This is a genomic window from Blastococcus sp. TF02A-26 (assembly GCF_003319125.1).
In the GTDB taxonomy this organism is placed as follows: domain Bacteria; phylum Actinomycetota; class Actinomycetes; order Mycobacteriales; family Geodermatophilaceae; genus Trujillonella.
Window position 1 is genome coordinate 199624 of record NZ_QOHG01000007.1, and the last position, 26849, is coordinate 226472.

Genomic DNA, 26849 nt, shown 5'->3' on the forward strand with positions numbered 1-26849 from the left:
TCAGCGCCGCTCGACGGCGGCGATGAGCTCCCCGGCCAGGTCCACCGTGCCGGCCGCGACGAAGCGGATCTTCGCCTCGGTGTCCGGGCTCAGCCGCAGCGGGCCGCCGTCGGCGGTCAGCGCCACACCCCCCGCCGCGGCGAGCACGGCCAGGCCGCCGGCGACGTCGTGCACGTGGGTGCCGGAGCGGTCCAGGTCGTGCCACGCGACCGCGGACCCGTCGGCCACCAGGCAGATCTCCACCGCGGTGCAGCCGGTCACCCGGATCCGCCGGGCGGTGCTCGGGACGCCGACCGCCGAGCCGCCCGGCGCGCTGGGGACGACGACGGTGGTGCCCGCCCGCGGGGAGATCGGGACGTCGTCGCGGCGCGCACCGACGCCCTCGGCCCCGATCCAGCGCCGCCCCGAGGAGAGGTCGACCACCACGCCCGCGACCGGCCGGCCGGCGTGCACCAGACCGGCGGAGAACGCCCACGGCGGCAGCCCGGCCCGGAAGTTGCCGGTGCCGTCCAGCGGGTCGAGGACGATCCACGGCGCCTCGGGGTCGACCGCCACGTCGAGCCGCTCCTCGCTGAGCACCGGCACGTCCAGCGCACCGAGCACCCCGGCGGCGGCGGTGTGCGCGGCTTCGTCGGCGGCCAGCGACGGGCTCCCGTCGGCCTTGACGCGGTCCTCCCCGGTGCCGCGGGCGAGCGCGACCGCGGTCTCCACGCGGGTGGCGGCCAGGGCGGCCGCGGCCAGGAACCGCTCGACGAGGGAGTCGGCCGGCCCCGGCAGTGCCACCGGCACGACGCCGCGGCCGCCGGGCCGGTCCCGCACCCGGTCGCATCCCCAGCCGACGGCCGTCGCGAGCACCGCGGGGTGGTCGGGCTCCATGCCCGCGGACGCGAGCACCACCGCCTCCGGGGTCCCCTCGACCGTCCACTGCCGGCGCAGCAGGACCGCCTCCCCCGGGCCCCCGGCCAGCAGCCGGTAGGCCGGGTCGCTCACCGCGGGCGCGAGGGCCGCCGGCGCGAGGGCCAGGTCGGCGGCCGCCCGTTGGAGCACCTCGCCCCCGGTGGCCGCGACGACGACACCCTCTGCTGCTGCTCCCCCACTGCCCACGGTGTCGACCCTGCCCGGTCAGCCGCCGTCCCGCAGCGCTACCGGCCGGCCGCCGGGGTAGTGCGACGGCGTGACGACCGCCCGCGCCTCCCTCGACGACGTCGACGTCGTCTTCCTGGTCCACCGCGAGCCGCCGGAGCTGCTGACCCGGCACCACGCGGCGGTTGCGGCGGCCACCGGGCCGGCGTGGCGGGGACGCGCCCTGCTGGTGGAGAACGCCCCCGACCCGGCGACGTCGGCGGCCGCCCGGGCCGAGCTGCGGACCCGCTACCCGGCCGCGGACCGGCGGGTGCTCAGCTCGCCCCGCAACCTGGGCTTCGCCCGCGCGATGGACCTCGCCATCGACGCGTGCCGCGGCCGCTACGTCGCCCTCGTCAACTCCGACGGCGAGCCGCGGCCGGACATGCTCCGCCGGCTGGCCGAGGTCCTCGACGCCGAGCCGCGGGCCCTGTGGGCGGCGCCCGCGGTGCACGGTCCCGGGGAGGACGACGACCCGCCCGGTCCGCCCCGGCCGGCCGACGAGCTCGGCGGCACCGCCCTGCTGGTGCGCCGGGCGGAGTTCCTCGCCGCCGGCGGCTTCGACCCCGTCTACTTCTTCTACAACGAGGACCGCGACGCCTCCCGCCGGCTGCGGGCGGCCGGGCACCTGCTGCTGCGCGTCCCGGACACCCGGTTCACGCATGGCAAGGGCGGCCGCAGCGCGTGGGGGGTGTTCCTGCGCGAGTGGCACTACGCCCGGACGGTGCAGGTGCTGGTCCCGCAGCACGCCGTCCGGCCGGTCGCGGAGACCCTCCCCTTGCTCGCCGGTCGGCCGCGCACCGTCGTCCGCCACCTGCGCGGCGGTGACCTCCCCGGCGCCGCCGGCATCGCGCTGGCCGCCCTGGAGCTGCCCCGCGGGCTCGCCCTCGCCACCGCGCGCCGGCGCCGGCCGTGGGACGGCGCCCGGCTGGCGCGCTGGCTGGACCGCTCCCGCCTCCCGGTGCCTGCGCTCTAGCCCGAGTTGCGCAGGGCGGTGGCGATGCCGTTGATCGTCAGCTGGATGTTGCGGCGGACCAGCTCGTCGTCGTCACCGTCCCGCCGGCGGCGCAACATCTCCACCTGCAGGTGGTGCAGCGGCTCCAGGTACGGGAAGCGGTTGCGGATCGATCGGGCCAGCGAGGGGTTGTCGGTGAGCAGCTCGTCGTCCCCGGTGACCGCGAGCAGCATCCGGCACGTGCGGTCGTGCTCGGCCGTGATCTGGTCGAACACCCGCGCCCGGAGCTCCTCGTCGGGTACCAGCCCGGCGTAGCGCGCGGCCAGGCCGAGGTCGGTCTTGGCCAGCACCATGCCCATGTTGGACAGGACGGTGCGGAGGAACGGCCACCGCTCGTGCAGGTCCCGGAGCCGCTGCAGCTTCGCGTCGTCGCCGGCCACGTAGCTCTCCAGCGCCGAGCCGGTCCCGTACCAGCCGGGCAGCATGATCCGCGCCTGCGACCAGCTGAAGACCCACGGGATGGCCCGCAGGTCGGTGATCCGGTCGCCGGCCTTGCGGGAGGGCGGCCGGCTGCCGATGTTCAGCTCGGCCAGCTCGCGGATCGGGGTCGCGGCGCGGAACCACTCGACGAACCCCGGCGTCTCGTGCACCAGCGCGCTGTAGGCCCGCCGGGCCCGCTCGGCCAGGTCGTCCAGCAGCGCGTAGGCGTCCTCGGCCCCGTCGCCCAGCCCCTCGACGTCGAGCAGGCTGGACTCCAGGGTGGCCGCGACCAGCGCCTCGAGGTTGCGGCGGGCGAGGTCGGGGTCGGCGTACTTGGCCGCGATGACCTCGCCCTGCTCGGTGATCCGCAGCGAGCCGGCCACCGCGCCGGGCGGCTGGGCGCGGATCGCCTCGTAGCTGGGTCCGCCGCCGCGGCCGACGGTGCCGCCCCGGCCGTGGAACAGCCGCAGCCGCACCCCGACCTCGCGGGTGACGTCGACCAGCGCCAGCTCGGCGCGGTACAGCGCCCAGTTCGCCGCGAGGTAGCCGCCGTCCTTGTTGCTGTCGGAGTAGCCGAGCATCACCTCCTGGAGGCCACCGCGGCCGGCCACCATCGCCCGGTACAGAGGTTGGGCGAGCATCGCCGCCGTCGTCGTCCCGGCGCGCTGGAGGTCGTCGATCGTCTCGAACAGCGGCGAGATGCCCACCGGGCAGGAAGGTCGGCCGTCCGCGTCGAGCTCGAGCAGCCCGACCTCCTTGAGCAGGACGGCGACCTCGAGCACGTCGCTGACCGACTCGCACATGCTGATCACGTAGTTCGGGATCGCCTGCGGACCGAGCAGCGCGATCTGGTCGGCCGCCGCGCGCAGCAGGTCCAGCTCCCCGCGGGCGAGGTCCGAGAGCTCGGCGTCGGGCCGGACCAGCGGCCGGCGCAGCCGCAGCTCCCCGGCGAGCAGCTCGACCCGTGCCTCCTCGTCGAGGGCCGTGTAGTCCGCGCAGGCACCGGCCCAGGCGAGGAGCTCGGCGAGGACCTCCTCGTGCACCGAGGAGTTCTGCCGCATGTCCAGGCCGCACAGGTGGAAGCCGAAGACCTCCACCGCCTCCCGGAGCCGGGTCAGCCGGTCGTCGGCCAGCGCCCCGGCCCCGTGGCTGCGCAGCGAGGCGTCGACGACGGCGAGGTCCGCGAGCAGCTCGGCGGGCTCGGCGTAGGGCTCGCCCGGCCCGGCCGGGGCGTCGTCCGGGACCCGGCCCAGCACCCGCTGCGCGGTCGCGGCCAGCCGGGCGTGCACGCCGATGAGCGCCCGCCGGTAGGGCTCGTCGGCGCGGAACGGCGACTCGTCCCCGGAGCGCGCGGCCAGCTCCCGAAGCTCCTCGGTGGGCGTCACCAGCCGGTCGGACATCGACAGCTCGGTGCGCAGCTCGACCAGCTCGGCCAGGTGGTGGCCCAGCGCCGTCTCCGCCTGGCGGGTCGTGGCCCGGCGGACGGCGTCGGCGGTGACGAAGGGGTTGCCGTCCCGGTCGCCGCCGATCCAGGAGCCCGGCCGGAGCATCGGCTCGTCCAGCAGCCCGGCGTCGGGCCAGCGCTCCTGCAGCGCCCGGCGCAGCTGCGCGTTGATCGCCGGGACGACCTCGAACAGCGACAGCTCGTAGTAGCGCAGCGCCTCGTCGATCTCGTCCTGCAGCCGCAGCCGCGACAGCCGCAGCAGCGCCGTCTGCCAGAGCGTCAGCACCGACCGCCAGAGCTTCCCCGCCCACTCCGGGTCCGCGGCGAGGTCGTCGGTGGAGCGGTCACGCTGCCGGATGAGCTCGGTGACCTGCCGTTGCACCTGGGTGACCGTCTTGCGGCGCACCTCGGTGGGGTGGGCGGTGACGACCGGGACGACGAGCGCGCCGGTCAGCGCCCCGGCGACCGTGCCCGCGTCGAGGTCGGCCTCGTCGAGGAGGTCGAAGCTGGCGGCGAGGCTGCCCGGCTGCGGCGGCGACCCGCTGCGCCGGTGGAAGCGCCGTCGCCGCTCGTGGTGGATGTCCTCGGCGAGGTTGGCCAGCAGCGAGAAGTGGCTGAACGCCCGGATGACGTGGTTGGCCTCGCGGACGTCGAGCTGCCCGAGCGCGGCGGCGAGCTCCGCGCGGTCGACGTCGGAGCGGCGCACCCCGAAGGCGGCCACCCGGGTCCGCTCGACCAGCTCGAGGACCTCGTCGCCGGTCTGCTCGGCGATCACCTCGCCCAGCACCCGGCCCAGCAGGCGGATGTCGTCGCGCAGCGGGGCGTCGGTGCCGGCGTCCTCCTCCCGGCCGTTCGGTCTGAGGTCGGCGACGTCCACGGTGGCTTCGGACATGGCCGGAGTATGCCGCCGCCCGTGTGACGGGCGGGTGACGTGGGGAGGACCGGGGGCATGCAGCGCCTGACCGCGATCCCCGCCGCCCCGTCCGCCGCCGAGCACGGCGAGGGCCCGCGGTGGGACGCCGAGCGGGGCGAGCTGCTGTGGGTCGACATCACCGGCGGCCTGCTGCGACGGGCGACGGTGGGCGCGGACGGCGGGGTGCACGAGGTGGCCGCCTCGCCCGGTGGGGACACGGTGGGCGCCGTCGCCCCGGTGGCCGGCGGGGGCTGGCTGCTGGCCGCCGGCGGCGGCTTCACGTACCTGGCCGAGGACGGCGACGCGCGCGTGCTGCTGGAGCTGGCCGGGGAGGGCGGCAGCGAGGAGTCCGGCGGCACGCGGATGAACGACGCCGCGTGCGACCCGGCCGGCCGCTTCCTCGCCGGGACCATGGCCTTCGACCAGCGGCCCGGCGCCGGCGCGCTGTACTGCCTGGACCTCGACGGCACTGTCCGCACGCTGCTCGACGGGCTGACCGTCTCCAACGGCCTGGGCTGGTCCCCCGACGGCGGCACGTTCTACCTCGCGGACTCCGGTCCGGGCCTGCTGCGCGCCTTCGACTACGACGTCGCGGCCGGGACCCTGTCCGCCGGCCGGGTGCTGCTGGACTTCTCCTCCGACGCCGTGGCCGACGGGCTCACGGTCGACGACGAGGGCTGCCTCTGGACGGCGCTGTGGGGCGGCGGGCAGGTGCGCCGGTACTCACCCGACGGCGAGCTGCTCGCGGTGGTGGCGGTGCCGGTCGCGCAGACCTCGGCGTGCTGCTTCGCCGGGCCGGGCCGGGACCTGCTGGTGGTGACGACGTCGACCGAGGGGATGTCGGCCGACGACCTCGCGGCGCAGCCCGACGCCGGGCGGCTGTTCACCGCGCGACCGGGGGTCACCGGTCCCGCGGCGTCGTCCTACCGCGGCCCGCTCGGCGCCCTCCGCCAGCTCCCCTGACTCGCCTCGAGGAGGCATGGGAAGCGATACGCACGTCCGGAGCGCCCAGGACGTGCGGATGGCTTCCCATGCCTCAGTCCTGGAACAGGCGGAGGGCGGCCAGCGCGAGCTCGTCGCCGGCCGCGGCGCCGAGGCCGAACTGCTCGGTGGCGCCCGCGTGGTCCCCGCGGCCGACCAGGAGCACGCCGAGGTTGTGGTGGCAGCGGACGTCGCCGGCGGCGATCCCGCTGCGGTAGGCCTCCTCGGCCGCTTCGTCGTCGCCCAGCTCGTCGCAGTAGAGGTTGCCCAGCGGCAGCCAGGCCACCGCCTCGCCCCGCTTGGCGCCCACCTCGAGCACGAAGCGCGCCTCGACGGCCCGGTCGGTCTCCCGCAGCAGGTCGGCGAGGTCCGCGCGCGCCGGCGGGAACTCCTCGGCGGCCGCGCGCAGGGCGTCCTCGAGCGCCGGGTCCTGCGTGCGGCACCACTCGCGCGAGGCGAGGACGGCGGCGGCGCGGGTGTCACCGGCGTCGGCCGCGCCACGCCAGGCGGCCAGCGCCCCCTCCTCGTCGCCCATCTCGTCGAGGACGACGCCCAGCGTGTGCCAGGCGTGCGCCTCGCCACCGGCCAGCGCCTCCTCGTAGGCGGCGCTCGCCTCGGTCCAGCGCTCCTGGGCGGCCAGCGTGTTGCCCAGCGCGAAGGCCGCGACGGCGTCGCCCATGGCGGCTGCGCGGCGGAAGCACTCCTCGGCCTCCGGCAGCCGGCCGTGGTCCAGCAGCTCACGGCCGAGGGCGATGAGCGCGGGCGCGTCGGCGGCCGGCAGGTGCCGGAGGCGCTCGTGCAGGTCCTCGGTCATGCCGATCATCGTGCGGTGCCCGATCGCTCCCCGGCGTCCTCCGAGATGGTGACCTGACCCGAACGTGTCTCCCCCGAGCGGGGTCAGCTCCCGAAGGCGCCCCGCCAGGCCGGCATGAGCTCGCGCTGCGCCCACTCCAGGTAGGGCGCCTGCTGGTCGCCGCCGATCTGCACCAGCGCCAGGTGGGTGAAGCCGGCGTCGGCGTACTCGCGGGCACCCTCGATCACGGCGTCGACGTCGGCACCGCACGGGATGCTGCCGGAGACGTCCTCGGGGCGGACGAACTGGCTGGCCGAGTCGAACGCCGACGGCCCGGGGAGCTCGGCGTTGACCTTCCAGCCGAGGCCGAACCAGCGGAACAGCCGGTGCGCCCGCTCGACCGCTGCGTCGCGGTCGGTGTCGTAGCTGATCGGCATCTGCGCGATCCGGGGCTTGCCGACGCCGCCGGCGTCGTCGAACCACTCCCCCAGCTCGGTGCGCGGCTCGGTGGCGATCATCGCGTCGCCCAGCTCGCCGGCGATGCCGCAGGACTGCTGCCCGGAGACGGCGACGCCGATCGGCACCCGCTTGTCGGGCAGGTCCCAGAGCTTGGCGGACTCGACGTCGAAGTGGTCGCCGCGGAAGTTGACGTGCCCCTCGCCGTCGAACAGCTCGCGGATGATCTGCAGCGCCTCGACGAGCATCTCGTGGCGGACGTCGGCCGGGGGCCACCCCGCACCGACGACGTGCTCGTTGAGGTTCTCACCAGCGCCGATGCCGAGGGTGAACCGGCCGCCGGACAGGATCTGCAGCGTCGCGGCCTGCTGGGCGACGATCGCCGGGTGGTACCGGAAGCTCGGGCAGGTCACGTAGGTCATCAGCGGGATGCGGCTGGTGGCCTGCGCGGCCGCGCCGAGGGTGACCCAGGCGTTGGGCGAGTGGCCCATCTCCTCCAGCCACGGGAAGAAGTGGTCGCTGCTGACCGCGAAGTCGAAGCCGGCCTCCTCGGCCCCGACCACGTGGCTCACCAGGTCCGTCGGGCCGGCCTGCTCCGTCATCATCGTGTAGCCCAGCTGCATCGCCATGGCGGGCCGCTACCCGGGGCCGGTCGCGGCCAACCGACCCCCGGGCGTCTCAGGCGCGCTCGGCGCGGAGCGCCTCGCGGAGCTTGGTCTTGCCGCTGGTGCGCAGCAACGCCCCGGCGTAGACCCGCCCGCCCAGCCGCACGACGAGCGCGATGGCGACGAGCATCAGGACGACGGCCAGCGCGACCTCCCACGCCGCAGCCTCCCCCGCCGCCTGCCGGACCGGCATCACCAGCGGCGAGAGACCCGGCACGTAGGAGGTGACGGAGGCCAGCGTGCTGTCGGGGTCCCCGGCGGCCTGCAGCCCGACGAAGAACCCGGCGACGAGCACGAGCGTGGTGGGCGTGAGCACGGTGCCGAGGTCCTCCTGGCGGCTCACCAGCGAGGCGGCGACGGCGAACACCGAGGCGTAGAACGCGTACCCGAGGACGAACCAGAGCACGACCGAGACGACGGTGCTGATCAGGTCGCCCGGGACGTCCACGACGTCGAAGGCCAACGCCCCGACCACGCCGATGACCCCGATGACGACGATCTGCGCCAGCCCCAGCACGCCCAGGCCGAGGATCTTGCCGGCGAGCAGCTGCCACGGCCGCATGGTCGCCAGCAGCAGCTCCACCACCCGGCTGGACTTCTCCTCGACCACGCCCTGCGCGACGAACTGGCCGAACAGGATCAGCAGGCCGTAGAGGACGCCGACGCCGATGAGCGCGACGACCACCCGTTCGCCGTCGTCGTCGCCCGACTCCAGCGAGGAGACCGCGACCTCCGGGACGGCGGTGAGGTCGACCCCGGCGTCGGCCAGCTGCTGGGCGACGGCGACGCCGGCCACCGCGCCGTTGACGACGGCCTCCATCGTGGAGTCCCGATCCTTCACCAGGAGCTCCGGGGCGGCGCCGGTGCCGCCCACCAGCGCGCCGTCGACGTCCTCGTCGTCGACCGCCTGGCGGGCCGCGGCCTCGTCCTCCAGCGGCACGATCGTGACGTCGACCCCGACGGCCTCGCCCTGCGCCTGGATCGCCGGGCCGAGCTCGGAGGCGTCGCCGACGACGCCCACCCGACTCTCGTCGGAACCGGAGCCGACGACCACCTGGAAGGCCATCACGCCGATCAGGACCACGATGATCACGATCGAGCTGATGATGAAGTTCTTGTCCCGCAGCCGGGTGGCGATCTCCCGCCCGGCGACGAGCCGGACCAGCGCCGAGCTGCCCAGCGGCCTCGGCTCGCTCATGCCGCCACCCCCTCGCCGGCCGGGACCGGCGCCGGGTCGGCGACCGCCTCCCGGAACAGCTCGACCAGCGTCGGCTCCCGCCAGGCGAAGTGCGTGACCCGTCCGGTGCGCAGCGCCGCGGCGAGCACCGTCTGGTCGTCGGTGCCGGCCGCCAGCTCCAGCAGGGTGTCGCCGGCCTGCTGGGAGACGACCCGCACCCCCGGGACCGTCGCCGCCCAGCCCTGCGGGGCCTCGGGCGCGACGACCCGCAGCAGCCGGCCTGCCTCGCGGCGGCGCAGCTCCTCGACGGTGCCGCTGGCGACCATGCGGCCGCGGGCGAGGATCCCGACCGAGTCGCACAGCCGCTCGACCAGGTCGAGCTGGTGGCTGGAGAACACCACCGGCACGCCGTCGCGGCACTGCTCCAGCAACGCCTCGGCCAGCGAGTCGACGCCGACGGGGTCCAGCCCGGAGAACGGCTCGTCGAGGATGAGCACCTCCGGGCGGCTGACCAGCGCCGCGGCCAGCTGCACCCGCTGCTGGTTGCCCAGCGACAGCTTCTCCACCGCGTCCTTGCGCCGGTCGCCCAGACCCAGCCGCTCGGCCCAGTGCTCGGCGGCCCGGGCGGCGGCGGCGCCGTCCATGCCGTGCAGCCGCGCGAAGTACGTCAGCTGCTCGCCGACGCGCATCTTCGGGTACAGCCCGCGTTCCTCCGGCATGTAGCCGATCCGGCGGCGGGCCGCGGCATCCAGTGCGGCCCCGCGCCAGCGCACCTCCCCGGCGTCGGCGCGGACCAGCCCGAGGGCGATCCGCATCGTCGTCGTCTTGCCGGCGCCGTTGGCCCCGCAGAACCCGAACATCGAGCCCGGCGCGACGGTGAAACCGACCCCGTCGAGCACGCGGTTCGCGCCGTAGCTCTTGTACAGGCCGTCGAACTCGAGCACCTACACCCCCTGGATCCGTCCCCGTGGACACCCCGAACCTAGGGCGTGGACCGGATGCCGGCGGGGAAGGGCAGGGAGCGACGCGGTGCCGGGTGCCCGGGCGCGCGAGAACAGGAGCCCGCGTGAACCGGCCCGGCCCCGCGCCACGAACGCCTGCCATGACCTCCGGCGCGCTCGACACCTACGCAGCTGCCCTCGACGCAGCGGTCGACCCCGGCTCCGCCGACGACTGGTTCACCCGGACCCAGGACGGCGCGCGGCACCCGCTGGGCGCGGACCTGCGCCGGTGGTGCGCGCCGGCCGACCGGGTCGACCGGGAGCTCCTGCAGCACTGTCCCGGCGCGGTGCTGGACGTCGGCTGCGGACCGGGCCGGCTGGTGGCCGAGCTGGCCCGCCAGGGCCGGCACGGGGCCGGCGTCGACAGCTCCGCCGCGGCGGTGGACATCGCCCGGGCCGCCGGCGGACCGGTGCTGCACCGCTCGCTGTTCGACCCGGTGCCGGGAGAGGGCCGGTGGGACAGCGTGGTCCTCGCCGACGGCAACATCGGCATCGGCGGCGACCCCGTGGCCCTGCTGGCCCGCTGCGGCGAGCTCATCGCGCCGGACGGCCGCGTCGTCGTGGAGCTGTCCCCGCCCGGCACGGGCCGCCGGATCGCGCGGGTCCGGCTCGAGCGCGACGGCCTGCACGGCGACTGGTTCGACTGGGCCCTCGTGGGCACGGACGCCGCGCACGAGACCGCCGCCGCGGCCGACCTGGTCGTGGCCGAGCTGTGGCGGGACGGCGACCGCTGGTTCGCCTCCCTGGTGCGCCTCGAGGCGGCGGCCGGCGACCTGGATCTGGCGTCCTGACCGTGCGCGTCCTCGTCACCGGAGGATCCGGCTTCATCGGCTCGCACGTGGCCGGCGTCCTGCGCGACGCCGGTCACGAGGTCCGCGTCCTCGACGCGCTGCTGCCCGCCGTGCACCCGCGCCGGGACGGACCGCCGCCGATCCCGGACGGCGTGGAGTTCGTGCACGGCGACGTCCGCGACCGGGACGTGGTCGACGGCGCCCTCGACGGCGTCGACGCGGTCTCGCACCAGGCGGCGATGGTCGGGCTGGGCGTCGACGTGCAGGACATGCCCGAGTACGCCGGGATCAACGACCTCGGCACCGCGGTGCTGCTGGCGGCGATGGCCCGCGCGGACGTCGGGCGGCTGGTGCTGGCCGGCTCGATGGTGGTCTACGGCGAGGGCCGCTACGCGTGCCCCGTCGACGGGGTCGTCCCCGCGCCCCCGCGCTCCCGCGGCGATCTGGACGCCGGCCGCTTCGAGCCGTCCTGCCCGCGCTGCGGCCGGGCGCTGGCCTGGGCGCCCGTGCCGGAGGAGACGCCGGCCGACCCGCGCAACACCTACGCCGCCACGAAGCTGGCCCAGGAGCACCTGACCGCCGCCTGGGCCGCCTCCACCGGCGGGACCGCGGTCTCGCTGCGGTACCACAACGTCTACGGGCCGCACATGCCGCGCGACACCCCCTACGCCGGGGTCGCCGCCATCTTCCGCAGCGCGCTCGAGGCCGGCCGGCCCCCGCAGGTCTTCGAGGACGGCGGACAGCAACGGGACTTCGTGCACGTCACCGACGTGGCCGAGGCCAACCGGCTGGCGCTGACCGCCGGACCACCGGAGGGGACGCTCCGGACCTACAACGTGGCGTCCGGGGAGCCGCACACCGTCGGTGACATGGCCGCCGCCCTGGCCGAGGCCTTCGGTGGACCGGCTCCCGAGGTGACCGGCCGGTACCGGGTGGGCGACGTGCGGCACGTGGTGGCCAGCCCGCGGCGGGCCACCGAGGAACTCGGCTTCCGCGCCCGGACCTCCTTCGCCGACGGGATGCGGGCGTTCGCCACCGCTCCGCTGCGCGCCGCACCCTGAGGCCGGCTCACCACTCGGTGCGGACCGCGACCTCCACGCCGACCGCCAGCAGTGCCCCGGCGGCCAGCCACCAGCGGCGTTGCTCCCGCGGCAGGTACGCCGTGGCCACGAGCACCCAGACGGTGAACGGCAGCCAGATGCGCTCGGTCTCCCCGCGCACCAGGCCGGTGACGTCGCTGACGAGCATCCCGGCGACCGCGGCCAGGGGGACGACGGCGAGGGCGCTGCGGCGCAGGGAGCCCAGGCCGGCGACGGCCGCCGGCCCGACCGCGATCGCCGCGGCGGCCAGGTTCGCGAACAGGAAGAAGGCCATCGGCCGGTCGGCGTAGGACGGACCCGAACGCACCCGGTCGGCGACCGCCGACAGCCCTTCGAACCACGAGTAGCCGCCCACCGCGAACAGCGCGAAGACCGCCGCCACCCCCACGGCGGCGACCGCCAGCACCCGCACCACCCCGCCCACGCCGAGCCGTCGCCATCGCACCACCACCACTCCGAGGGCCAGCAGACCCAGCGACGCGAGCCCGAACGACAGGTGCAGGGCGAGCCCGAGCAGCAGCCCCCCGGCGGCGGCGGACAGGTCCCCGCGGCGGCTCCCGCCGTGCCGGGCGCCGACGGCGAGCAGTGCCACGCCCCACGCGGCGACCCCGGCGAACAGGGCGTCGGCGCTGGTCGCCACCCACAGCGCCGTGGGGGCCAGCACCGCGAACGGCGCGACCACGCGGGCGGTGGACTCGTCGGCGACGGCGCGCACGCCCACCAGGACGGCCGGGACGGCGAGCGCACCGCCGAGCACGCACATCGCCGCCGCGAAGCCCAGCCCGTCGAGACCGAGGCGGTCCAGGGCGACGAAGGCCAGCAGCGCACCCGGCGGGTGGCCCGAGACGTGCGTGCTCCACGGCTGCGCGCTGTCGGCCGCGACGGAGTCGTTGAAGGTCGACAGCAGGTCGCCCAGCGAGCCCACCCGCCCGACGTCCGCCGGGTACTCGTACGGGCTGTCCAGCGGGGCGGTCAGCCGGTCCGCGCCGCTGGCCAGGGCGAGCGCGACCGCCCATCCGGCCGCGGCCGCGACGCTGCCGGCCAGCAGGACGCCCCAGCGCAGCCGGGTCGCCAGCGCCGGCCCCCAGAGCACCCCGGCCGCGCCCACGAGCAGCGGCAGCCAGACCCGCGGGCCGACCACGACGTCGGGGATCGCGCGCAGCACGTACCCGCCCTGCAGGTGCAGGACGACGCCGTCGCGGGCCAGTTCGCGGCCGACCAGCCCGACGACCAGCACGAAGACGGCGGCGACCGCCACGGCGAGCGGTCCGGCCCAGCGGCGCCGCCGGGCCGCCCGCGCCGGCCGGCCGGCCTCGAGGTCGGTCGCGGCGCCGGTCACCGGCCCGAAGGTAGAGGCGACCGCCCTGTTCTGCCGGACGAGCGAACCGTTCCCCGCTCCGGTACGAACACCCGGAGATGACTTCCCCAGCCGATCCCGAGCCGGCCACCGTCGACGTCGTCCTGCCCTGCCTGGACGAGGCCGCCTCCCTGCCGTGGGTGCTGTCCCGGCTGCCGGCCGGCTACCGGGCCGTCGTCGCCGACAACGGCTCGACGGACGGCTCGGCCGAGGTCGCCGCCCGGCACGGCGCGACCGTCGTCGCCGTTCCGCAGCGGGGGTTCGGCGCCGCGGCCCACGCCGGGCTGGAGGCGGCGACGGCCGACGTCGTCTGCTTCTGCGACGCCGACGGGTCGATGGACCCCGCCCAGCTGCCGCGCGTGGCCGACCCCGTCCTCGCCGGCACCGCCGACCTGGTTCTCGGCCGGCGCCGTCCGGCCCGCGGCGCCTGGCCGCCGCACGCCCGGGTCGCCAACCTCGCCCTGGCCCGCATGCTCCGGCGGCGCACCGGCCTGCGGCTGCACGACCTCGGTCCGATGCGGGCCGCGCGGCGGGAGGCCCTGCTCGGTCTCGGGCTCACCGACCGCCGGTTCGGCTACCCGCTGGAGATGGTCACCGCCGCGTCCGACGCCGGCTGGCGGGTCCGGGAGGTCGACACCGACTACGCCGTCCGCACCGAGGGCAGCCGGTCGAAGGTGACCGGCACCGTGCTGGGCACGGTGCGGACGATCCGCGACATGCGCGCGGTGCTGTACCGGTGACCGCGGCCCAGCTCCTGGTCATCACCAAGGCACCGGTCCCGGGCCGGAGCAAGACGCGGCTCTCCCCGCCGTGCACCCCCGAGCAGGCCGCCGCGATCGCCGCCGCGTCGGTCGGCGACACCCTCGACGCCGTCCGCGCGGTGCCGGACGTGCGGCGGGTGGTGGCGCTCGACGGCCCGCGCGGGGAGCTCGACCTCGACGGGCTGGTCGTCGTCCCGCAGGTCGAGGGCGACCTCGGCACCCGCCTGGCGGCCGCGTTCGCCGCCGCGATGCGGCCGGCGGCGCTGCCCACGCTGCTGATCGGCATGGACACACCGCAGGTGACGCCGGAGCTGCTGACCGACTGTCTGGCCCGCCTGCTCGACGGCGGCCCGGGGACGGCGGTGCTCGGGCCCGCTCCGGACGGCGGCTGGTGGTCGCTCGGCCTGCACACCGCGGAGTCCGCCTGGGTGCTGCCGTCGGTGCCCATGTCCCGGGACGACACCTGCGACCACACCCGGGAGGCCCTGGCCGCCGCCGGTCTCGCCGTGCACGACCTCCCGGAGCTCACCGACGTGGACCACTTCGCCGAGGCGGTCGCCGTCGCGGCACAGTGCCCGGCCGGAAGCCGCACCCGCCGGGTGGTGGACGACGTCGCGGCCTCGCTGGTCGCCCGCGGATGAGCAGCCGGCTGGACCGCCTGCTCGGTGCCCGGCTCCCCGGACCACCCGGGGCGGCACGCCGCGGTCCGTTCCGGGACGGCGCCTTCTCCAGCCCGCTGCACTCCGAGCGCCGCGCCGCCCGGGTCGGGGTCTGGCTGGGCCTCGCGTTCGCCGTCTGCTTCGTCACCGGGCTGATCAGCCACCTGATCCAGAACCCGCCGGGGTGGTTCGTCTGGCCGGCGTCCCCGGTGTGGCTCTACCGGGTCACCCAGGGCGTGCACGTGGCCACGGGGCTGGCCGCCATCCCGCTGCTGCTGGCCAAGCTGTGGACCGTCTACCCGAAGCTCTTCGAGTGGCCGCCGGCCGGCTCGCCCTCCCGGGCGGTCAGCCGGCTGTCGATCCTCGTGCTGGTCGGCGCCTCGGTCATGCAGCTGCTGACCGGGCTGGTCAACATCTCCGAGTGGTACCCGTGGGGCTTCTTCTTCACGGCGGCCCACTACTGGACCGGCTGGATCGCCATCGGCGCCGTGCTGGTCCACGTGGGCGCGAAGGCCCCGGAGATCCGGCGGGGCCTCGCCCGCCGCGGCTCCCCCGGCGCCGCCGCGGGCCTCACCCCGGAGCAGGCGCACGAGCGGGCAGGGGTGGACGCGGCCGCCGAGGCCGCCCCCGTCTCCCGGCGGGCCTTCGTGCTGGCCACCGGTCTGGGCGTCGGGGCGGTCACGCTCACCACGGTCGGCCAGACGCTGACGCCGCTGTCGCCGGTGTCGCTGTTCGCGCCCCGGGAGCCCGGGGTCGGACCGCAGGGGCTGCCGGTCCGCCAGACCGCCCGTGCCGCCGGCACCGAGTCGGTCGGCGCCGACTACCGGCTGGTGGTGGACGGCCCGCAGCGGCTGGAGCTCACCCTGGACGACCTGGCCGCGTTCCCGCAGCGCACCGTGCGCCTGCCGATCACCTGCGTGGAGGGCTGGAGCGCGGACGCCACCTGGACCGGGGTCCGGCTCGGCGACCTCCTCGAGGAGGCGGGTCTGCCCCGCGAGACCGAGGTCACCGTGGAGTCGCTGCAGACCGGCGGGCTGTACCGGGTGTCGACGGTGGCGCCGCCGCACGCCCGGAGCCCGCTGACCCTGCTGGCGACCGGGGTGAACGGCGAGCGGCTGAGCCCGGACCACGGCTACCCGGTACGCCTCATCGCCCCGAACCGGCCCGGGGTCATGCAGACCAAGTGGGTGGCGCAGGTGACCCCGGCATGAGCCTCTCCGACGAGAGCGACCGGACCCTCGACGCCCGCGCCGCTCCGCTGGTGCCGGACGACCCGTACGCCTCCGACCCGTCGCGCCCGGCCACGTCGGCGGCCGGCCCCTGGTGGCGCTGGCTCTTCGTGCTGCCGGGTCTGGCCGCCGTCGCCTACGGCGGGTACGGCCTGCTGACCGCCGGCGACCGCATCCCGCTGGACTCGTGGCTGCGGTGGTTCGTCGGCAGCGCGCTCGTGCACGACCTGGTGGTGGTCCCGGTGTGGCTCGCCCTGGGGTGGGCGGCCGCGCGGTGGCTCCCGGCACCCGCCCGCGCCCCGGCGCTGGTCGCCGCCGTGGTGAGCGGCGTCCTGACCGTCGTCGCGCTGCCCTTCGTGCTCGGGTACGGCGCCGACGAGGCGAACCCCTCGTTCCTCCCGCGGGACTACGGGCGCGACCTGCTGCTGGTCGTCGCCGGCGTACTGCTGGTCGGCGCCGTCTGGGGTGCGGTCGCCATCCGTCGGGCCCGCGCCGCCGAGCGCCGCCGCGACGACTGCGGTGTCATCGGGGCATGAGCCAGGAGAACGTGCCGGCCGATCCCCCGTCCGGCGTGGGCCTGCCCGGGCTGCGGACGGCGGCGGCCGGCTGCCGCGCGTGCGAGCTCTGGGAGCCGGCCACGCAGACGGTGTTCGGCGAGGGCCCGGAGACCGCGCGGATCGTGTTCGTCGGCGAGCAGCCCGGCGACCAGGAGGACCGCAGGGGCGAGCCGTTCGTCGGCCCGGCCGGGCGGTTGCTCGACCGCGCGCTGGACGAGGCCGGGATCGACCGGCGCGACGCCTACGTGACCAACGCCGTCAAGCACTTCCGGTTCACGCCGACCGGCAAGCGGCGCATCCACCAGTCACCGGGTCCCGAGCACCTGCGCGCCTGCCGCCCGTGGCTGGAGGCGGAGTTCGAGGTGCTCAAGCCCGAGGTCGTCGTGTGCCTCGGCGCGACCGCGGCCAAGGCGCTCATCTCGCCGTCCTTCCGGATCACCAAGGACCGCGGGCAGCTGCTGCCCTGGACACCGCCGGGGGTCGCCGCGGTCGATCCGGCCGACGACGACGAGGACGCCCCGCACCAGACGTGGATGCTCGCCACCACGCATCCCTCGGCGGTGCTCCGGACGCCGGAGGAGGCCCGTCCGGCGGCCTTCGACGCGCTGGTGGCCGACCTCCGGGTGGTCGCTGCGGCCCTGGCCTGACCGCCGGGATGTGACACCTGTCGCTGTTACGGAACGTTCTAGTACCCTCCCCCGGCCCCGCTCGTTACGACGGGGTGGAGCCCGGTCGGCCCTCGCCACTCTCGGGGGCGGGCGAGCCCGGCCGGGCTCCGCCTGTCTCCGCGCCCACCGCCCGCGAGGCGCGGAAGAGCCAGAACGAGGGCACCGCCAGCGCCACCACGACCATGGCGACGGTGGCGATGCCGCCGGAGACCATCGCCACGCTCACCCCTGCCGCGCTGGCCATCGCTCCCGCGCGCAGGTCGCCCAGCCGCGGTCCGCCGGCGACCACGACGATGAAGACGCCCTGCATCCGGCCCCGCATCTCGTCCGGCGCGGCCGTCTGGAGCATCGAGGAGCGCAGCACCGCACTCACCATGTCCCCTGCTCCGGCGACGGCGAGGCAGAGCACCGCGAGCCACAGCGACGGCGCCAGCCCGAACCCGATGATCGCCACGCCCCACACGACGATCGCGACCAGCACCACGGCGCCCTGCCGCTCGACCCGCGAGACCCAGCCCGACGTCAGCCCCATGAGCAGCGCGCCGATGGAGATGCCGGCGAACAGCCAGCCCAGCGCGTTCGGCGAGTCGGCGAAGCGGGTGTCGGTCAGCTCGGGGAAGACCGCCTGCGGCCAGGCGAAGACCATCGCGATGATGTCGACGACGAACGTCATCAGCAGCACCGGCTGGGTGCGCAGGAAGGCGAAGCCCTCCCCGACCCCGCGGACCGCGGAGCCCAGCCGCAGCGGTCCGGTCACCCCGGCCGGCGGCAGCGACGGCAGCCCGCGCAGCAGTGCCAGCGCGATCAGGAAGCCGACGGCGTCGACCGCGTAGGCGAGGAACAGGTCGCCGAGGGCGATCAGCACCCCGGCCAGCAGCGGGCCGACGATGACGCCGACCTGGCGCACGGTCATCGACAGCGCGTTGGCCGCCGGCACCCCGGCCGGCCCGACCAGCGCCGGGATCACCGCGCTCCGGGCGGGCTGGTTGACCGCGCTGAACCCGGAGACCGCCGCGGTCAGCACCCAGAGCAGCCAGATGTTGCCGCCCCCGGGGAGCAGCGCCTGGACCGCGAGCAGGGCGCTGGTCACCGCCGAACCGGTCGCGGTCACCAGCATGAGCCGGCGGCGGTCCATCGCGTCGGCGATCGCGCCGCCGAGCAGGCCGAAGACGACCAGCGGCACCAGCGCCACGATCGAGGTGATGCCGACCATCAGCGAGGAACCGGTGAGGTCGTAGACCTGGTACGGGACGGCGACCAGCGTCATCTGCTGGCCGAGCATCGTCGCCGCGATGCCCCAGAACAGCCGCCGGTAATGCGCGTTCTGCAGGGGGCTGGTGTCGATCGCCCAGCGCCGCCGCCGTGGCGCCGGCACCGGTTCGGCCGTCTTGCCCGCTCCCTCGACCGGATCCACCGGACCCGTCATGGAGCGAGGCGCTGCACGAGCCAGCCGCCGCCCTCCGCTCCGTCGTGCCCCTGGGCGGAGCGGACGAACCGCAGCCGGTCGTGCAGCCGCCCGGGGCCGCCCTGCCAGAACTCGACGGTCTCCGGGACGACGCGGTAGCCGCCCCACGTGGCCGGTCGGGGCACCGGGCCGTCGGGCGTCTCGTCGTCCAGCAGCCGCACGCGCGCCTCGAGCTCGTCGCGGGAGTCCACGACGGTCGACTGCACCGACGCGACGGCGGCCAGCTGCGCCTCGCGCGGCCGCGGGTCCCAGAGCTGGTCCGAGGCGGCGTCGCCGATGCGCTCCACCCGGCCGGTCACCCGCACCTGCCGCTGCAGCGCGTGCCAGGGGAAGACCAGCGCCGCGCGCGGGTTGACGGCCAGCTCCGCGCCCTTCGCCGAGGCGTAGCTGGTGCCGAAGACGAAGCCGCCCTCGTCGTAGCCCTTCACGAGCACGATGCGGGCGTCGGGGGCGCCGTCGGCGTCGGCGGTGGCGACGACGACGGCGTTCGGGTCGTCGATCCCGGCGGCGACCACGTCGGCGAACCAGCGGTCGAACTGCTCGACCCAGGTGCCCGCGAGGTCGCCCTCCCGGAGCACCGGCCGGTCGTAGTCCCTGCGCATGCGGGAGAGGTCGGGCACCCGTCCGATGCTGCCACCGCACTCCCCGGCTGCGTCCGCCGCGGGGGTCGGGCCTATGGTTCGACCGTTGTCGTGCGCCGCGACCCGGCGCACGATCCCGCGCGCAGAGGAGCATGCGAGATGGCCGACGACTTCGTACCCGGACTGGAAGGCGTCATCGCCTTCGAGACCGAGATCGCCGAACCCGACAAGGACGGCGGCGCCCTGCGCTATCGAGGCGTCGACATCGAGGACCTCGTCGGCAAGGTCACCTTCGGCAACGTCTGGGCGCTGCTCGTGGACGGCAAGTTCGGTCCGGGGCTGCCGCCGGCCGAGCCGTTCCCGATCCCGGTGCACAGCGGCGACGTGCGCGTCGACGTCCAGGCGGCGCTGGCGATGCTCGCGCCGTTCTGGGGCTACCGCCCGCTGCTGGACATCTCCGCCGAGGAGGCCCGCGAGCAGCTGGCCCGCGCCGCGGTCATGGCGCTGTCCTACGTCGCGCAGTCCGCCCGCGGCATCGGCACCCCCGCCGTCCCGCAGGCCCGCGTCGACGAGGCGAAGACCATCGTCGAGCGCTTCATGGTCCGCTGGCGCGGGGAGCCCGACCCCCGCCACGTCGCGGCCGTCGACGCCTACTGGACCTCCGCGGCCGAGCACGGCATGAACGCCTCGACGTTCACCGCCCGCGTCATCGCCTCCACCGGTGCCGACGTCGCCGCCGCGATGTCCGGCGCCATCGGCGCGATGTCCGGCCCGCTGCACGGCGGCGCGCCGTCCCGCGTGCTCCACATGCTCGACGAGGTGGAGCGGACCGGCGACGCCGAGAAGTACGTGAAGGACCTGCTCGACCGCAAGGAGCGGTTGATGGGCTTCGGTCACCGCGTCTACCGCGCCGAGGACCCCCGCGCCCGCGTGCTCCGCCGCACCTCCGAGGAGCTCGGCGCCCCGCGCTTCGAGGCCGCCCGCGCCCTGGAGCAGGCCGCGCTCAAGGAGCTGCGCGAGCGCCGTCCCGACCGTCCGGTGGAGACCAACGTCGAGTTCTGGGCGGCCATCGTCCTGGACTTCGCCGAGGTGCCCAGCCACATGTTCACCTCGATGTTCACCTGCGCCCGCACCGCCGGCTGGTGCGCGCACATCCTCGAGCAGAAGAACACCGGCCGCCTCGTGCGCCCGTCGGCCCGCTACGTCGGCCCCGACCCGCGCAAGCCCGAGGAGGTCGAGGGCTGGGAGAACGTCCAGACCAAGACGATCAGCCAGGCCTCCCCCGCCTGAGTCCGGCCCAGCACCCCAGGAGAGACCCTCGATGAGCATCACCATCCCCGCGGACCTGCTGCCGAAGGACGGGCGCTTCGGGTGTGGCCCGTCGAAGGTCCGCCCCGAGGCGCTGCAGGCGCTGGCCACCGACGGGGCGGCCGTCATGGGCACCTCGCACCGCCAGGCGCCGGTGAAGAACCTCGTCAAGCGGGTGCGGGAGGGTCTCGGCGAGCTCTTCGGCCTGCCGGAGGGGTACGAGGTCGTCCTCGGCAACGGCGGGACGACGGCCTTCTGGGACGCGGCCGCGTTCGGGCTCATCCGCGACCGGGCCGCGTTCGGCACCTACGGCGAGTTCTCGTCGAAGTTCGCCTCCGGGGTCAAGGAGGCGCCGTTCCTGGGGAACCCGGTGATCGCCAAGGCCGAGCCCGGGACGCTGGCGCTCCCGACCGGCGAGGCGGGCATCGACGCCTACGGCTGGGCGCACAACGAGACCTCGACCGGCGTCATGGCACCGGTCGAGCGTCCCGAGGGCGCCGACGACGACGCGCTCGTGCTGATCGACGCCACGAGCGGCGCCGGCGGTCTGCCGGTGGACGTCGCCCAGGCCGACGTCTACTACTTCGCCCCGCAGAAGGCCTTCGCGGCCGACGGCGGGCTGTGGGTGGCGCTCATGTCCCCGGAGGCGCTGGCCCGCGTCGCGGAGATCAAGGCCTCGGGCCGGTGGATCCCGGGGTTCCTCGACCTCTCCATCGCCGTCGACAACTCCGGCAAGGACCAGACGTACAACACCCCCGCGGTGGCGACGCTGTTCCTGCTGGCCGACCAGATCGACTGGCTCAACGGTCTCGGCGGGCTCTCCGGCGCGGTCGACCGCACCCGCGAGTCCTCCGGCCGGCTGTACGGCTGGGCCGAGAAGTCGGAGATCGCCACCCCGTTCGTCGCCGAGCCGGCCGAGCGGTCGCTGGTCGTCGGCACGGTGGACTTCGCCGACGGCGTGGACGCGGCGCAGATCGCCAAGGTGCTGCGGGCCAACGGCGTGGTCGACGTCGAGCCCTACCGCAAGCTCGGCCGCAACCAGCTGCGCGTGGGCATGTTCCCCGCCGTCGACCCCGACGACGTCAGCGCGCTGACCGCCTGCATCGACCACGTCGCCGAGCGCCTCTGAGCGGAGTGCGGGAGCGCAGGGAACCGGCGCTCCCGCACTCCGACGACCGATGAGTCCGGCCCCGCGGCGGCGTCTGACCTCCTGAGCACCAGTCGGTGCGGACGACGGAGGAGGACACCGTGAGCGACCGGGCTCCCGCACTCGACCTGCGCTCGGGACCCGAGCGGGTCTTCGCGCACCTGCTGGTCAACAACCTGCTGGTGTCGGTCGTCAACTACACCGTGTGGTTCGCCGTCACCTTCTGGGTGTTCCTGGAGACGGGATCGGTGTTCGCCACCGGCATGATCGCCGGGATCTTCCTGGTCGCGACCGCCGGAACCGGCATCTGGTTCGGCAGCCTGGTCGACCACCACCGCAAGCACACCGTCCTGCAGGTCTCGGCCCTCGCCTCGGCCGTGTTCTACGGACTGGCGGCCGCCGTCCACGCGATGTCCCCCGCGGAGGACTTCCGGACGGCGGGCAGCGTGCCGCTGTGGTGCTTCGTCGTCCTGCTCATGCTCGGCGTGATCACCGGCAACCCGCGCACCATCGCGCTGTCGACCCTGGTCACGCTGCGCGTCCCGGAGGACCGCCGGGACCGGGCGAACGGGCTCGTCGGGTCGGCGTCCGGCCTGTCCATGCTGGTCACCTCGGTGATCAGCGGGCTGCTGGTGGCCTTCGGCGGGATGACCGCCGTCCTGACCCTCGCCCTGACCGTGCTCGTGCTGTCGATCCTCCACCTCACCCGGATCCAGGTCCCGGACGACCGCGTCGCGGCGGACGGGACCGACGGCGCCGAGGACGCGACCCCGGAGTCCCGTGTCGACCTGCGCGGCACGCTCCGCCTGGTCTGCGGGGTGCCCGGGCTGCTGCCGCTGATCCTGTTCAGCTGCTTCAACAACTTCCTCGGCGGCGCCTTCATGGCGCTGATGGACCCCTACGGCCTCTCGCTCATGTCGGTGCAGGCGTGGGGGCTGCTCTGGGGAGCGCTGTCGGCCCTCCTGATCGTCGGTGGGCTCCTGGTCGCCCGGGTCGGGCTGGGCAGCCGGCCGATCCGGGTGCTGCTGCTGGTCAACGTGGCGATGTGGGCCGTGACGATGCTGTTCCCGCTCGCCTCCTCGGTGCTCACCCTCACCGTCGCGATGGCCGTGTTCATGACGGTCATGCCCTTCGCCGAGGCCGCCGAGCAGACGGTCCTGCAGCGGGTGGTGCCCTACGAGCGGCAGGGCCGGGTCTTCGGCTTCGCGCAGAGCGTCGAGCAGGCGGCCTCACCGCTGACGGCGTTCCTCATGGCACCGCTGACCGAATTCGTCGTCATCCCGTTCATGACCGACGGCGCCGGCGCGCGGGCGATCGGCGACTGGTTCGGCACGGGCCCGACGCGGGGCATCGCCCTGGTCTTCGTGGTGACCGGCCTGATCGGCGTCCTCACCGTCCTCGTGGCGTTCGCCAGCCCCGCCTACCGGCGGCTCGGCGCGGCGTACGCCACGGCCCGCGCGCCCGAGGCCGTCCCCGCCGGCGCCGTCCCGGTGTAGCCGGAGCAGGTCTGTCCTTCGTCAGACCCAGCGGTCGAAGAAGGTGACCACGCGCTCGGCGAGCTCGACGACCCGCTCGCGGCCGACGATGGTGTGCCCCTCGCCCGGCAGCAGGAGCAGCTCGCTGCGCGCGCCGAGAGCCTGCAACGCCTGGTGGGCCTGCACCGACTCGGCGACCGGCACGTTGGTGTCGCGGTCGCCGTGGGCGAGCAGCACCGGCGCGGTCAGCCGGTCCAGGGCGGTCATCGGCGAGAGCGCCGCGAGCAGGTCCCGGTCGGCCACCGGGTCGCCGTACTCGGTCACCGACGCGGCGGCCATCCACGGCTCGGTGGCGGCGAAGAACGTGCGCAGGTCGCTCATCCCGGCCAGGGACACCCCGGCGGCGAAGAGGTCCGGCCACCGGGTGAGTGCGACCAGCGTCAGGTAGCCGCCGTAGGACCACCCGTGCGCGCCGACCCGGCCGGGTGCGGCGATGCCCGCGTCGAGCAGGAAGCGCACCGTGGCCGGGACGTCGTCGAACGAGGCCTCCCGGGCGGCGCCGTCGTCGGCGCACATGAACGCCCGCCCCTGCCCACCGGAGCCGCGCACGTTGGGCGCGAACACGGTGAAGCCGGCGGCGACCAGTGACTGCGCGACCGGCGACCACGCCGGCCGCTCCTGGCCCTCGGGGCCGCCGTGGAAGCTGACGACCGTGCGGTCGGGGCCGTGCACGTCCGGCGGGGTGTAGAGCCAGCCGTGCAGCGGGGTGCCGTCGGCGGCGCGGTAGTCGACGCGGACCGGGTCCACCGACAACGCCCGGTCGGGACGGCGCGGCAGCGAGGGCAGCCGGGCCGGCGCCTCGGCCCCGTCCAGCGACACCGCCCACAGTCCGCGGGGCGTGTGCGGGCCGGTGAGCTCGGCGACCATCGTCGAGCCGTCCGCGGCCAGGGACCAGCCGGGCAGGACCGGCTCGGGCAGGTCGAGGCGCTCGACCAGCGCGCCGTCGGCCCCACCGTGCACCTGCAGCTCGGTGACCCCGCCGGCGTTCCAGACGGCGAGCACGGTGCCGCCGGTGCGCAGGGCGTAGGCGTCGAGGTCGGCGTCGGGCCGGCAGAGGACGACACGGGCCTCCCCCAGCTCGCCGTCGTCGGACAGCGGCACCTCGACCAGGCCGGCGCGATCGGCGAAGGCCGGGCCGGGCAGGGAGGCCCGCAGCAGCACCGACCGGCCGTCGGGGGCGAACCGGCCGTCCTCGGAGGCGATCCCGCCGGGGGCGTCGAGCGGGATCACCCGCCGGGTGCGGCCGGTGGCCACCTCGACGAGGACGACGTGCCGGTGGCCCCGCGGGCCGCGACGGGCGAGCAGCCACCGCTCGTCGGCGGAGACGGCCGTGACCGACAGGAAGCCCCCGCGGGCGAGGGTGCGCTGCGCGCCGGTGACGACGTCGACGAGGACGACGTCGGCGTCCGGCCCCGTGCCCGGGGCGATCGAGCAGACGTAGTGGCCCGGGCGGGTCCAGTGCCCGGCGAACACCGTGGCGCGCGGGTCCCCGCCGGCGACCAGCCGGGCGTCGCTGCCGTCGGGGCGGACGACGTGCAGCTCCGCGCAGATCGACCCGCTGGGGCTGACCAGGTACGCCAGCCACTCGCCGTCGGGCGCCCAGGCGACCGAGACGACCTCCTGGTCGGGGCCGGAGAGGACCAGCGGCAGCGTGGGCGCGGAGCCGCCCACCGGCAGCACCTCCAGCCGCGGGATGCCGGAGCGGTCGGTCACGTACGCGACCCGGTTCCCGGCCGGGGACAGCGCCGGGCACCACGCGCCGGCGGCGCCGGCGATCTCGGCGACGGCCAGCCGCACCTCGGTCGGCAGGCCGGCGGGCGAGGCGCCGAACGGCTCGGGGACGACGGGGGACGACGGGTGGAACAGGGGGCTGGCCACGGCACCTCCTCGGCTCGGAGCGGGGGTCTGGGCAGCGGCTCTGCGCAGCGGCCCGCGGGAGGGTCGCACGCCCGGGTGGTGTGTCCCGGCACGCACTCCGGAGGCGCTCCGGCGGCGCGGTGCGGCCGGCTCAGCCGCCCCACGTGCCACAGTGCGCGGGCGGTGTTGCGTCGAGATGTCCACGACAACAACTCCCGCCACGCCGGGCGTGGCAGCCGAGGAGGCTCGGTCCCCGTCGATAGCCTCGGGCGCGGAGCCATCCCGGCTCCGACAGGACGACGGAGGACGCCCATGCGCTCGCTGCGCCTCGTGGGGCTGTCCGACGACGGCTCCAGCCTCGTGCTGGTCGCCGAGGGCACCGAGCCCGGCGACGAGGGCGAGCGCTTCGAGCTGCCGGTCGACGACCGCCTCCGGGCCGCCGCGCGCGGTGACGCCCGCCGGCTGGGCCAGATCGACGTCGACCTGGGCATGAGCCTGCCGCCGCGGGTCATCCAGGCTCGCATCCGGTCCGGCGAGACCCCGGAGCAGGTCGCCGAGGCCGCGGGCATCCGGGTCGACCGGGTGCTGCGCTTCGCCGGCCCGGTGCTGCAGGAGCGCGAGCGGATCGCCGACCAGGCCCGCGAGGCGCGCGTCCGGCTCTCCGACGGCTCGATCACCTCCCCGCTGCAGCAGTTCATGGCCGAGCGACTGCGGCTGCTCGGCAGCGACCTGGACGCCGTCCGGTGGGACTCCGCCCGCGGGTCCGACGGTGTGTGGCAGGTGACCGCGGCCTGGCACGCCGGCGCGAAGTCCGGCCTCACCCGCTGGGCCTACGACATGCGCGGCCGGGTCGTCGCCCCCGTGGACGCGGCCACCACCGACTTCGCCGAGGGCACCCGGCTGGTCCGCGTCGTCCCCGACGTCCCCGCCGGGCTGCCGGCGTCCCCGCTGCACCGCTCCCGCCCGGTCGGCGTCGTCACCGAGCACGTGCCCCCGGCCGAGCCGGTCGAGCAGCACGAGCCCGCCGAGGTCCCGGCCGAGGCGCACCGCCGTGCCGCCGACGACGCGGTCGACCTCGACGACATCGCCGAGCACGACACCGTCGTCCTGGGTCGTCCCGACGGTGAGGACGAGGACCCCCGCGCCCGGGTCCCGGCCTGGGAGGACATCGTCTTCGGGGTCCGCCGCCACCGCTGACCGGAACAGCACCTGCGTGAGGCCCGTTGTCACGGGTAGGAGGTGCGCATGTCCATGTCGGTGTCGATGCCCCTAGGCGGCGTCCAGGTCGGGTCCTATGACAGCTACGAACGCGCGCAGGCCGCGGTCGACCACCTGTCGGACCAGAAGTTCCCCGTCGAGAACGTGACCATCATCGGGACCGACCTCCGGATGATCGAGAAGGTCACCGGCCGGATGACCTGGGGCCGGGCCCTGGCCGCCGGTGCGGCCGCCGGCGCCTGGTGGGGTCTGTTCGTCGGTCTGCTGCTCGGGATCTTCGCCGAGGACGGGAGCAACTGGCTCGGCTCGGTCCTGTCGGGCCTGCTCATCGGGCTGGTCTTCGGCGCGGCCTTCGGCGGGATGGGGTACGCGGCCACGCAGGGCCGCCGCGACTTCACGAGCACCAGCCGGATCACCGCGAGCAGGTACGACGTGATGTGCGACCCGAGCCGCGCCGAGGAGGCCCGCGCGATCCTCGCCCGCTTCTCCCTGCGCGGCTAGCTGTACTGACCGGAGACGTTGGTCGAGGACGTGTGACGACACGATCTGATTGATCTTGTTCGGGGAGGACCTCCGGACGTGGAGTGGAGCTGCTGAAGGCACCCATTCCACGAGCTCCGGAGGTCCTC

Annotated in this window: 24 protein-coding genes; 14 read left to right on the forward strand and 10 right to left on the reverse strand. The window is 75.6% G+C overall.

Annotated features, from left to right (window positions below):
* Window positions 1–1104, reverse strand: coding sequence for an inositol monophosphatase family protein (locus tag DQ240_RS10430; RefSeq protein WP_113839520.1), 1104 nt, complete (start codon window positions 1102–1104; stop codon window positions 1–3).
* 70 nt (window positions 1105–1174) lie between these two features.
* Here DQ240_RS10430 and DQ240_RS10435 point away from each other — a divergent pair, with 70 nt between their 5' ends.
* Window positions 1175–2098 (forward strand): glycosyltransferase, encoded by a 924-nt coding sequence (locus DQ240_RS10435; RefSeq protein ID WP_113839521.1) that lies wholly within the window; start codon window positions 1175–1177, stop codon window positions 2096–2098.
* Here the strand turns inward: DQ240_RS10435 and ppc are convergent.
* A complete protein-coding gene (gene ppc / locus DQ240_RS10440; protein WP_113839522.1) occupies window positions 2095–4893 on the reverse strand; it encodes a phosphoenolpyruvate carboxylase in 2799 nt (932 codons plus the stop codon). The genes DQ240_RS10435 and ppc overlap by 4 nt on opposite strands.
* 57 nt (window positions 4894–4950) lie before the next feature.
* Between ppc and DQ240_RS10445 the strand changes: the two genes are divergently transcribed.
* On the forward strand, window positions 4951–5877 hold the full coding sequence (locus DQ240_RS10445; protein ID WP_113839523.1) for an SMP-30/gluconolactonase/LRE family protein: 927 nt from the start codon (window positions 4951–4953) through the stop codon (window positions 5875–5877).
* A 73-nt stretch (window positions 5878–5950) separates the two neighbouring features.
* Here DQ240_RS10445 and DQ240_RS10450 read toward each other — a convergent pair whose 3' ends face one another.
* The 4 genes from DQ240_RS10450 to DQ240_RS10465 all read right to left on the reverse strand — a co-directional run bounded on the left by DQ240_RS10450 (window position 5951) and on the right by DQ240_RS10465 (window position 9930).
* Window positions 5951–6709 carry a lipopolysaccharide assembly protein LapB gene (locus tag DQ240_RS10450; RefSeq protein ID WP_113839574.1) on the reverse strand — a complete coding sequence of 253 codons (759 nt, stop codon included), beginning with the start codon at window positions 6707–6709 and terminating at the stop codon, window positions 5951–5953.
* An 83-nt stretch (window positions 6710–6792) separates the two neighbouring features.
* Window positions 6793–7773, reverse strand: coding sequence for a TIGR03557 family F420-dependent LLM class oxidoreductase (locus DQ240_RS10455; protein ID WP_113839524.1), 981 nt, complete (start codon window positions 7771–7773; stop codon window positions 6793–6795).
* 49 nt (window positions 7774–7822) lie between these two features.
* On the reverse strand, window positions 7823–9007 hold the full coding sequence (locus tag DQ240_RS10460; RefSeq protein ID WP_113839525.1) for an ABC transporter permease: 1185 nt from the start codon (window positions 9005–9007) through the stop codon (window positions 7823–7825).
* Entirely contained in the window at window positions 9004–9930 is a 927-nt protein-coding gene (locus tag DQ240_RS10465; protein ID WP_113839526.1) for an ABC transporter ATP-binding protein, read from the reverse strand. Before DQ240_RS10465 ends, DQ240_RS10460 begins: the two co-directional genes overlap by 4 nt.
* A gap of 158 nt (window positions 9931–10088) precedes the next feature.
* On the opposite strand from DQ240_RS10465, the gene DQ240_RS10470 reads away from it, so the two are divergent.
* The gene (locus DQ240_RS10470; protein WP_113839527.1) at window positions 10089–10778 is read left to right on the forward strand and encodes a bifunctional 2-polyprenyl-6-hydroxyphenol methylase/3-demethylubiquinol 3-O-methyltransferase UbiG; all 690 of its coding nucleotides are present in this window, start codon (window positions 10089–10091) and stop codon (window positions 10776–10778) included.
* A 2-nt stretch (window positions 10779–10780) separates the two neighbouring features.
* A complete protein-coding gene (locus tag DQ240_RS10475; RefSeq protein ID WP_113839528.1) occupies window positions 10781–11839 on the forward strand; it encodes an NAD-dependent epimerase/dehydratase family protein in 1059 nt (352 codons plus the stop codon).
* A gap of 7 nt (window positions 11840–11846) precedes the next feature.
* Here the strand turns inward: DQ240_RS10475 and DQ240_RS10480 are convergent, their stop codons facing one another.
* The gene (locus tag DQ240_RS10480; protein WP_113839529.1) at window positions 11847–13217 is read right to left on the reverse strand and encodes a hypothetical protein; all 1371 of its coding nucleotides are present in this window, start codon (window positions 13215–13217) and stop codon (window positions 11847–11849) included.
* A 77-nt stretch (window positions 13218–13294) separates the two neighbouring features.
* On the opposite strand from DQ240_RS10480, the gene DQ240_RS10485 reads away from it, so the two are divergent.
* From DQ240_RS10485 to DQ240_RS10505, 5 genes are read left to right on the forward strand one after another with little or no spacing between them, the layout of a single operon-like run.
* Window positions 13295–13975, forward strand: a complete 681-nt coding sequence (locus DQ240_RS10485) for a glycosyltransferase family 2 protein (RefSeq protein WP_113839530.1) — start codon at window positions 13295–13297, stop codon at window positions 13973–13975.
* Window positions 13972–14637, forward strand: coding sequence for a DUF2064 domain-containing protein (locus DQ240_RS10490; RefSeq protein ID WP_113839531.1), 666 nt, complete (start codon window positions 13972–13974; stop codon window positions 14635–14637). The genes DQ240_RS10485 and DQ240_RS10490 overlap by 4 nt, the downstream gene beginning before the upstream one ends.
* Complete coding sequence (locus DQ240_RS10495) at window positions 14634–15866, forward strand: molybdopterin-dependent oxidoreductase (protein ID WP_113839532.1); 1233 nt, start codon at window positions 14634–14636, stop codon at window positions 15864–15866. The genes DQ240_RS10490 and DQ240_RS10495 overlap by 4 nt, the downstream gene beginning before the upstream one ends.
* On the forward strand, window positions 15863–16420 hold the full coding sequence (locus DQ240_RS10500) for a hypothetical protein (protein ID WP_113839533.1): 558 nt from the start codon (window positions 15863–15865) through the stop codon (window positions 16418–16420). Before DQ240_RS10495 ends, DQ240_RS10500 begins: the two co-directional genes overlap by 4 nt.
* The gene (locus DQ240_RS10505; RefSeq protein WP_113839534.1) at window positions 16417–17088 is read left to right on the forward strand and encodes a UdgX family uracil-DNA binding protein; all 672 of its coding nucleotides are present in this window, start codon (window positions 16417–16419) and stop codon (window positions 17086–17088) included. Before DQ240_RS10500 ends, DQ240_RS10505 begins: the two co-directional genes overlap by 4 nt.
* Before the next feature lie 64 nt (window positions 17089–17152).
* Here the strand turns inward: DQ240_RS10505 and DQ240_RS10510 are convergent, their stop codons facing one another.
* Together DQ240_RS10510 and pdxH are read right to left on the reverse strand one after the other, a co-directional pair.
* Complete coding sequence (locus tag DQ240_RS10510; RefSeq protein WP_113839535.1) at window positions 17153–18535, reverse strand: MFS transporter; 1383 nt, start codon at window positions 18533–18535, stop codon at window positions 17153–17155.
* Window positions 18532–19194, reverse strand: a complete 663-nt coding sequence (pdxH, locus tag DQ240_RS10515) for a pyridoxamine 5'-phosphate oxidase (RefSeq protein ID WP_113839536.1) — start codon at window positions 19192–19194, stop codon at window positions 18532–18534. The genes DQ240_RS10510 and pdxH overlap by 4 nt, the downstream gene beginning before the upstream one ends.
* Window positions 19195–19314: 120 nt before the next feature.
* Here pdxH and DQ240_RS10520 point away from each other — a divergent pair, with 120 nt between their 5' ends.
* From DQ240_RS10520 to DQ240_RS10530, 3 genes are all read left to right on the forward strand, one after another.
* The gene (locus DQ240_RS10520; RefSeq protein ID WP_113839537.1) at window positions 19315–20445 is read left to right on the forward strand and encodes a citrate synthase 2; all 1131 of its coding nucleotides are present in this window, start codon (window positions 19315–19317) and stop codon (window positions 20443–20445) included.
* A gap of 31 nt (window positions 20446–20476) precedes the next feature.
* Window positions 20477–21592: a phosphoserine transaminase gene (serC, locus tag DQ240_RS10525; protein ID WP_113839538.1), complete on the forward strand. Its 1116-nt coding sequence runs from the start codon at window positions 20477–20479 to the stop codon at window positions 21590–21592.
* Window positions 21593–21711: 119 nt separating this feature from the next.
* The gene (locus DQ240_RS10530) at window positions 21712–23106 is read left to right on the forward strand and encodes an MFS transporter (RefSeq protein WP_113839575.1); all 1395 of its coding nucleotides are present in this window, start codon (window positions 21712–21714) and stop codon (window positions 23104–23106) included.
* A 21-nt stretch (window positions 23107–23127) separates the two neighbouring features.
* Here DQ240_RS10530 and DQ240_RS10535 read toward each other — a convergent pair whose 3' ends face one another.
* On the reverse strand, window positions 23128–25023 hold the full coding sequence (locus DQ240_RS10535) for an alpha/beta fold hydrolase (RefSeq protein ID WP_233498626.1): 1896 nt from the start codon (window positions 25021–25023) through the stop codon (window positions 23128–23130).
* 291 nt (window positions 25024–25314) lie between these two features.
* Between DQ240_RS10535 and sepH the strand changes: the two genes are divergently transcribed.
* Window positions 25315–26199, forward strand: a complete 885-nt coding sequence (gene sepH / locus DQ240_RS10540) for a septation protein SepH (protein ID WP_113839539.1) — start codon at window positions 25315–25317, stop codon at window positions 26197–26199.
* 48 nt (window positions 26200–26247) lie between these two features.
* On the forward strand, window positions 26248–26721 hold the full coding sequence (locus tag DQ240_RS10545) for a general stress protein (RefSeq protein ID WP_113839540.1): 474 nt from the start codon (window positions 26248–26250) through the stop codon (window positions 26719–26721).
* Window positions 26722–26849: the final 128 nt, after the last annotated feature.